This is a genomic window from Gluconobacter oxydans DSM 3504, from assembly GCF_000583855.1.
In the GTDB taxonomy this organism is placed as follows: domain Bacteria; phylum Pseudomonadota; class Alphaproteobacteria; order Acetobacterales; family Acetobacteraceae; genus Gluconobacter; species Gluconobacter oxydans.
This window is the reverse complement of record NZ_CP004373.1, coordinates 1,371,501-1,377,500: the sequence shown is the minus strand read 5'-3', so window position 1 is coordinate 1,377,500 and position 6,000 is coordinate 1,371,501. Positions and strand designations below refer to the sequence as shown.

At 61.4% G+C, this 6,000-nt stretch carries 9 protein-coding genes (1 of these 9 cut by a window edge); 2 read left to right on the top strand and 7 right to left on the bottom strand.

The annotated features are described in order from the left end of the window. Positions 1–229, top strand: partial view of a RidA family protein gene (locus GLS_RS06190; RefSeq protein WP_041111586.1) — the 3' portion only. 122 nt of this gene lie to the left of the window's left edge; 229 of the gene's 351 nt are visible here — the last part of the coding sequence; the start codon falls outside the window, past its left edge; the stop codon is at positions 227–229. Between the two features lie 172 nt (positions 230–401). Next, positions 402–1,118: a CHAP domain-containing protein gene (locus tag GLS_RS06185; protein WP_041111585.1), complete on the top strand. Its 717-nt coding sequence runs from the start codon at positions 402–404 to the stop codon at positions 1,116–1,118. A 20-nt stretch (positions 1,119–1,138) separates the two neighbouring features. Here the strand turns inward: GLS_RS06185 and GLS_RS06180 are convergent, their stop codons facing one another. From GLS_RS06180 to GLS_RS06150, 7 genes are all read right to left on the bottom strand, one after another. After that, complete coding sequence (locus tag GLS_RS06180) at positions 1,139–1,597, bottom strand: 23S rRNA (pseudouridine(1915)-N(3))-methyltransferase RlmH (RefSeq protein WP_041111584.1); 459 nt, start codon at positions 1,595–1,597, stop codon at positions 1,139–1,141. After that, the gene (gene rsfS / locus GLS_RS06175) at positions 1,598–2,050 is read right to left on the bottom strand and encodes a ribosome silencing factor (RefSeq protein WP_024717179.1); all 453 of its coding nucleotides are present in this window, start codon (positions 2,048–2,050) and stop codon (positions 1,598–1,600) included. It abuts the gene before it with no gap. A gap of 98 nt (positions 2,051–2,148) precedes the next feature. Further along, positions 2,149–2,736, bottom strand: a complete 588-nt coding sequence (locus GLS_RS06170; protein WP_041111583.1) for a nicotinate-nucleotide adenylyltransferase — start codon at positions 2,734–2,736, stop codon at positions 2,149–2,151. Between the two features lie 32 nt (positions 2,737–2,768). Next, positions 2,769–4,025 (bottom strand): glutamate-5-semialdehyde dehydrogenase, encoded by a 1,257-nt coding sequence (locus tag GLS_RS06165; RefSeq protein ID WP_080691901.1) that lies wholly within the window; start codon positions 4,023–4,025, stop codon positions 2,769–2,771. Then, the gene (gene ychF, locus GLS_RS06160) at positions 4,018–5,112 is read right to left on the bottom strand and encodes a redox-regulated ATPase YchF (protein WP_041111581.1); all 1,095 of its coding nucleotides are present in this window, start codon (positions 5,110–5,112) and stop codon (positions 4,018–4,020) included. Before ychF ends, GLS_RS06165 begins: the two co-directional genes overlap by 8 nt. Positions 5,113–5,236: 124 nt before the next feature. After that, positions 5,237–5,533: a transcriptional regulator gene (locus GLS_RS06155; RefSeq protein ID WP_041111580.1), complete on the bottom strand. Its 297-nt coding sequence runs from the start codon at positions 5,531–5,533 to the stop codon at positions 5,237–5,239. Continuing rightward, positions 5,530–5,976, bottom strand: a complete 447-nt coding sequence (locus tag GLS_RS06150) for a hypothetical protein (RefSeq protein WP_148295897.1) — start codon at positions 5,974–5,976, stop codon at positions 5,530–5,532. Before GLS_RS06150 ends, GLS_RS06155 begins: the two co-directional genes overlap by 4 nt. Positions 5,977–6,000: the final 24 nt, after the last annotated feature.

Here is a 6,000-nt window from a genome sequence, read left to right as displayed (position 1 = left end):
CAAAAGCGTTCTCGACCAGCTCGACGAAATTCTTGAAGTGCACGGCACCGACAAGACCCGCATCCTTCAGGCCCAGATCTGGGTGAAGGACATCGCAGACCGTACCGCCCTCAACACGATCTGGTCCGCATGGCTTCCGGAAAACATGGCCCCTGCCCGCGCCTGCGTTCAGGCCGTCATGGCGGACCCGAAGATCCTCGTGGAAATCATGCTCACGACAACGAAATGATCTGAATCAGACGATTATGGCGAGAATGCAGCAGAGTGTGGTGTCAAAAAGATTTTCTTTGGAAATGAAAATTTAACCCACAGGCCTGCATTCTGCTCTTGTCAGGGTTGCAGGAAGGTTGTTACCTCCCTGTAACCCGAACAACACACAACCAATCAGGATCCTAAAGATCGTGAAGCATAAAAGTTGCCGGAAAACCTTTTTCTCTGCTCTGGCGCTCTCCGCGATCGCATTCTTTTCGGGACAGGCTCAGGCCCGTCACAGTTCGGGTCACCACGGACGGACCGTCTTTCACAGCCACCGTTCCAGCAGCCATCGCCATTCTTATGCTCGCGTCATTCAGTGCGTCGCCTACGCCAAGACGGCTTCAGAAGTCGTTCTGCACGGCAATGCGCGTGACTGGTGGTACAATGCCGCTGGCGTTTATGCCCGCGGGTCTGCCCCGCAGGCCGGTTCGGTCCTGAATTTCCGGGCCATCCGCCGCATGCCGCTCGGCCATGTCGCCGTGGTCCGTTCGGTGGAAGACAGCCGCACAATCTATATCGACCAGTCCCACTGGGCTTCCAACGGCATCGCACATAACGTGCGCGTCGTTGACGTTTCGCCCAACAATGACTGGAGCGCGGTCCGCGTCGCTCTCAACGATCGCAGCGGCCGCCTGGGCAGCATCTATCCGACCTACGGTTTCATCTATCCCCATTCCGACAATGGTGATCGCAATCTGGCCCCGCATGTCGTGATGGCACGCGCTTCGAATGTCTCAGGCTTCCGTCACCGCGCCGTCCTGAACGGCTCTGACGCTCTGAGCCATCCAATGAGCAACACAGAAGTCGCCGAAGCTCCGGACGATGCCTTCACTTCGGACGCTCCCGACCGTTCGATTCGCTGATAAAGCCTGACGACCGGGCTTTAGTCCGGTCGTGATTCCCTGTGATAGGGATGGCCGGTATTGATGGCCTGAGCCCGGAACACCTGCTCGGCGATCAGAACCCTGACCAGCATGTGCGGCCAGGTCAGTTTCCCCAGAGAAATCACGGAATCGGCCCGCTGGATCACGCTCGAATCCAGCCCTTCTGCGCCACCAATCAGAAAATGAATCGGGCGCCCCGATTCCTGCCAGCGGGACAGCATCTCCGCCAGCCGCAGGCTGTCCGGTGTCTTGCCACCTTCATCCAGCGCCACGATCAGGGCATTGTCAGGACAGGCCCCCAGAAGAGCCGCAGCATCCTTGCGTTTCTGCTCCTGGACGCTGCCTTTTGACGGCGCGAGTTCCGTCACCGTCAAAGCGGGCCTGATCCGGCCCGCATAACGCTCGAACAGTTCGCGCTCCGGCCCGGCTTTGAGCCGGCCGATTGCGACCAGTTTCATTCAGTCCTGCTCTTCGTCCTGCCCGACAGCAACTTCGTCTTCGCTGCCATCCAGATCGGTGCCCCACATGCGCTCAAGCCCGTAAAGCTCACGGCTTTCCGGCTTGAAGAGATGCACGACAACATCACCGGCATCGATCAGGACCCAGTCGCTGCCATTCGCGCCTTCGATCAGGATGCGCTTGATGCCGATCTCATTGAGCTTCTTCTCGATGTGATGCGCCATCGCGGAAATCTGGCGGTCGGCAAGACCGGTCGCAATGACCATGCGATCAGCAAAATTCGCGCGGCCGACCAGGTCCAGCACAACGATGTCTTCACCCTTGTCTTCATCCAGACTCGTGGTGATGACCGTCAGCATGCTGGTCAGAAGATCCGGCTGCACGGCTTCGCGCTTGACGGCCGTTTTCTTCGGTCCGGCAACTGCGGCCTTCTTGCGAGCCGTTCCCGGCACCTTGGCAGCCTCGGCCAGTGCCGCATCGGGGGAGCTGGTTTTCCGGCGCACAGGCTTTTTGGCCTGCGATTCGGGAGAGGTCGTCTTGGTGATGGTTTTTACTCCTGATCGGAATCCGGACGAAACTGGCCGGACTCACGCAACGCTGTAGCCGATATATCGTTCTGCGGCGCAGAAAGGAACGTCCATGCGTTGCCTTTTCGCTCCGCAAGCATGGGAGATTCGCGCGAAGGCCGTCTCTGATGCCGCAAAACAGAAGCCGCGGCCCCCCGCAGGGCTGGCGAAACACTGCCCGGACGCGGGAGCACAGCAATGGGAACCATCGCAGCCAACCGCCGCCAGCGCTTCCAGTGCGAAAGCTGCGCCAACCCATCCGCGCCCATCAGCCACACGAAGCGCACATGCGGGAAACGCTGCTTCAGCAATCCGACCGTTTTTACGGTAAAGCGCTGCCCAAGCCGCGATTCGATATCCGTTGCAACGATTCGTCGTCCGTCTGCAATCCGCTCCGCAGAAGCAAGACGCACCCTGAACGGCGCCATGCCTTTACTCGGCTTGAGCGGATTCCCGGGTGAGACCATGAGCCACACCTGATCCAGACGCAAAGCCCGCAAGGCCCGCCGCGCCAGCATGAGATGACCCGCATGCGCCGGATTGAAAGACCCGCCCAGCAGGCCGATCCGCATGTTCCGGCCGTCACCGGACGTCGGGATACTGATCAGCCCCGGACCTGCCCGGTGCCGATCACTTCGTACCGGTAGCATGTCAGCTGCTCGAGCCCCACCGGTCCCCGGGCATGCATCCGCCCTGTCGCAATGCCGATTTCCGCACCGAATCCGAACTCCCCACCGTCACAGAACTGCGTGGACGCGTTCCACATCACCACCGCACTGTCCGTCCCGTTGAGGAACTCGGCCGCGGCTTCAGGATCTTCGGCGATAATGGCCTCGGTATGCGAACTTCCATGCCGCGCGATGTGATCGAGAGCATCTTCAACCCCGTCCACCACCGCAACCGAGAGCACGGCATCCAGCCATTCGGTATCGAAATCATCGGCCGAGGCTGCCGCAAGTGTCGGCACAATCCCACGCGCCCGGTCATCTGCCCGGAACGTGCATCCCTTCGCAGCCAGATCTTCAACCAGCAACGGCAGCAGAGCCGGCGCAATCGCCGCATCAATCAGCAACGTCTCCGTCGCACCGCAGATCCCGGTCCGCCGCATCTTCGCATCCAGCAGCACTTTTCGGGCCATGGCCGGATCAGCACTGGCATGGATGTAGGTGTGATTCAGACCGTCCGCATGCGCCAGAACCGGTACGCGGGCCTCACGCTGCACGCGCTCCACAAGGGATTTGCCGCCGCGCGGGATGATCAGATCAATCTTTCCCGAAGCCTGCAGCATCGCCCCGACCAGAGCCCGGTCGGCAGACGGCAGAATCTGCACACAGGCCTCGTCCAGCCCGGCTGCCCGCAATCCGTCTTCCATCGCCGCCTGAATGGCGCGCGCGGAATGAAGACTTTCCCCGCCACCACGCAAAATCACCGCATTGCCGGACTTGATGCACAAAGCAGCGGCATCGGCTCCAACATTCGGCCGGCTTTCATAGATCATGCCGATCACGCCAAGCGGCGTCGCCACCCGGCGGAAATGCAACCCGTTCGGCCGATCCCATTCCGCCAGAACCCGCCCGACCGGATCCGGCAAGGCTGCCACGTCTTCCAGACCGCGCGCCATTGCCTCAACCCGCTCCGGCGTCAGCGTCAGACGGTCCCGGAACGCCGCGTTCCGGTCTTCGGAAAGCGCTGCCCGATCCTTCTGGTTGGCGGCCACGATCTCGTCCGACCGGGCCCTGAGCGCTTTCGCAGCTTCGGATAGCGCATGATTGCGGGTTCCCGCACTCGCCCGCGCCAGACTCCGGCTGGCCCGGCGAGCACGCTCCGCCAGACCGTCCAGAATGTGCCCTGCCTCAGACATTGAACCGGAACAGCAGGACATCGCCATCCTGCACCACGTATTCCTTGCCTTCGATCCGCAGCTTTCCGGCTTCCTTCGCCCCAGCCTCACCATTACAGGCGACGTAATCGTCGAAGGCCACGGTTTCGCAGGCAATGAACCCGCGCTCGAAGTCGTTATGAATGACGGCAGCGGCCTGCGGTGCCTTGGTCCCGGCCGTAATCGTCCAGGCGCGGGATTCCTTCGGTCCAACCGTGAAATACGTCCGCAGGCCCAGCAGCTTGTAGCCAGCCGCGATGACGCGATCCAGCCCGCTATCCGTCAGACCCAGCCCTTCAAGGAACTCCGTCCGGTCTTCCTGCGGCAGCTGGCTAACTTCCGCTTCAATGGCAGCCGACACCACGACAACGCCCGCACCTTCGGCTTCAGCCCGCTTGCGCACGGCTTCCGAAAAGGCGTTTCCTGTCGCGGCCGACCCTTCCTCGACATTGCAGACATACAGAACCGGCTTCGTCGTCAGAAGCTGAAGGCGGGAGGCCTCTGCTTCCTGCCCCTTCGGAACAGCCGTCCGGGCCGGTTTGCCGTCACGCAGAGCTGCCAGCAGCGGCTCCATCAGTTCAAGCTGAGCCTGAGCCTCACGATCATTGCCACGGGCCCGCTTCTGCAGACCGACCTGACGCTTCTCCAGGCTTTCCAGATCCGCCAGCATCAGCTCCGTCTCAATGATGTCCGCATCCCGAACCGGATCAACGCCACCTTCAACATGGGTGATGTCATCATCTTCGAAGCAGCGCAGAACGTGCACAATGGCATCGACTTCACGGATATTGGCCAGGAACTGATTGCCCAGGCCTTCGCCCTTGGACGCGCCACGGACCAGGCCCGCGATATCCACGAACTCAAGGCTGGTCGGCACCTTGCGGATGGACTTGCCGATCCGTGCCAGCTCATCCAGTCGCGGGTCCGGGACAGCCACACGGCCCGTATTCGGCTCGATGGTGCAGAACGGGTAATTCGCAGCCTGTGCAGCCGCCGTTTCCGTCAGGGCATTGAACAGCGTGGACTTGCCGACATTGGGCAGACCAACGATGCCGCAATTGAAACCCATTCGTGCTCTCCATCATCATTGAAGACCGTCCAGACGCGAACGATCCGTTCCAGAAAATTCCGTTGCCCTGTGTTCGCAGAAACCGAAGAGGCTCACAACCACTTCCCACTGCGAAACAGGCTTTTCAGCCCACGATTCCCGCCAGATCCTGCAAAGCCCGGACATGCGCCCTCAAAGCCGCACGCCCCTGTGCCGTCAGAACCAGCCAGGTCCGCTGCCGTCCCCCCAGAGGCGCCTTGCGCAACCGCACATAGCCCGCCTCCTGCATCTGGGCGAGATGCTTGGACAGAACCGAGTCACTCACCCCCAGCAGATCCCGCGCCCGCCCGAATTCCATGTCGTCCACTTCCGACAGGGCCGCAGCAAGCTGCAGACGCGCGGGAGGATGAATGACAGGATCGAATTGAGGAACAGCAGTCACAACGCCGCTGTCATATCAGCACGCCAGGCCCTCTGCCAGAGCAGCCCTGCCCCATAGCCGATCGCAAAACTGCCCAGCGTCGCAAGCCAGGGCAGCCAGGCCAGATGCCACACCCGCACACCAGCCCCCGACAGCGCCATCATCGCATAGACCGCCAGCATCATGCCGATCGCGATCTTCCGCGTCCGGCCCCGACGATAGCCATTGACGAAATATCCCATCCGCCGCCGCGCCAGCGCATAGAAAATGCCTATCAACGCGATGCACAGCCCTTCCAGCAGGAAGATGAATGGCGGATCCAGGCTCATGGCGAATGTCAGCAGCGCCAGAAGCCCACCCATGACGGGCGCATTCCACCAGGGGCAGACAAGCTCATCCCCCAGCTTTTCCCTGAAAGCCCCCAAGGCTTCCAACTGCACACGCGCATCATCCCGGCCGGTCATGTCCACAGTCCTGACTCCATCCTG

Bases quoted from the DNA above. Each gene is read 5' to 3' on its own strand.
- GLS_RS06180 (WP_041111584.1), bottom strand. From the start codon at position 1,597: ATGAAACTGGTCGCAATCGGCCGGCTCAAAGCCGGGCCGGAGCGCGAA.
- GLS_RS06170 (WP_041111583.1), bottom strand. From the start codon at position 2,736: ATGCGGATCGGCCTGCTGGGCGGGTCTTTCAATCCGGCGCATGCGGGT.
- GLS_RS06165 (WP_080691901.1), bottom strand. From the start codon at position 4,025: ATGTCTGAGGCAGGGCACATTCTGGACGGTCTGGCGGAGCGTGCTCGC.
- ychF (WP_041111581.1), bottom strand. From the start codon at position 5,112: ATGGGTTTCAATTGCGGCATCGTTGGTCTGCCCAATGTCGGCAAGTCC.
- GLS_RS06150 (WP_148295897.1), bottom strand. From the start codon at position 5,976: ATGACCGGCCGGGATGATGCGCGTGTGCAGTTGGAAGCCTTGGGGGCT.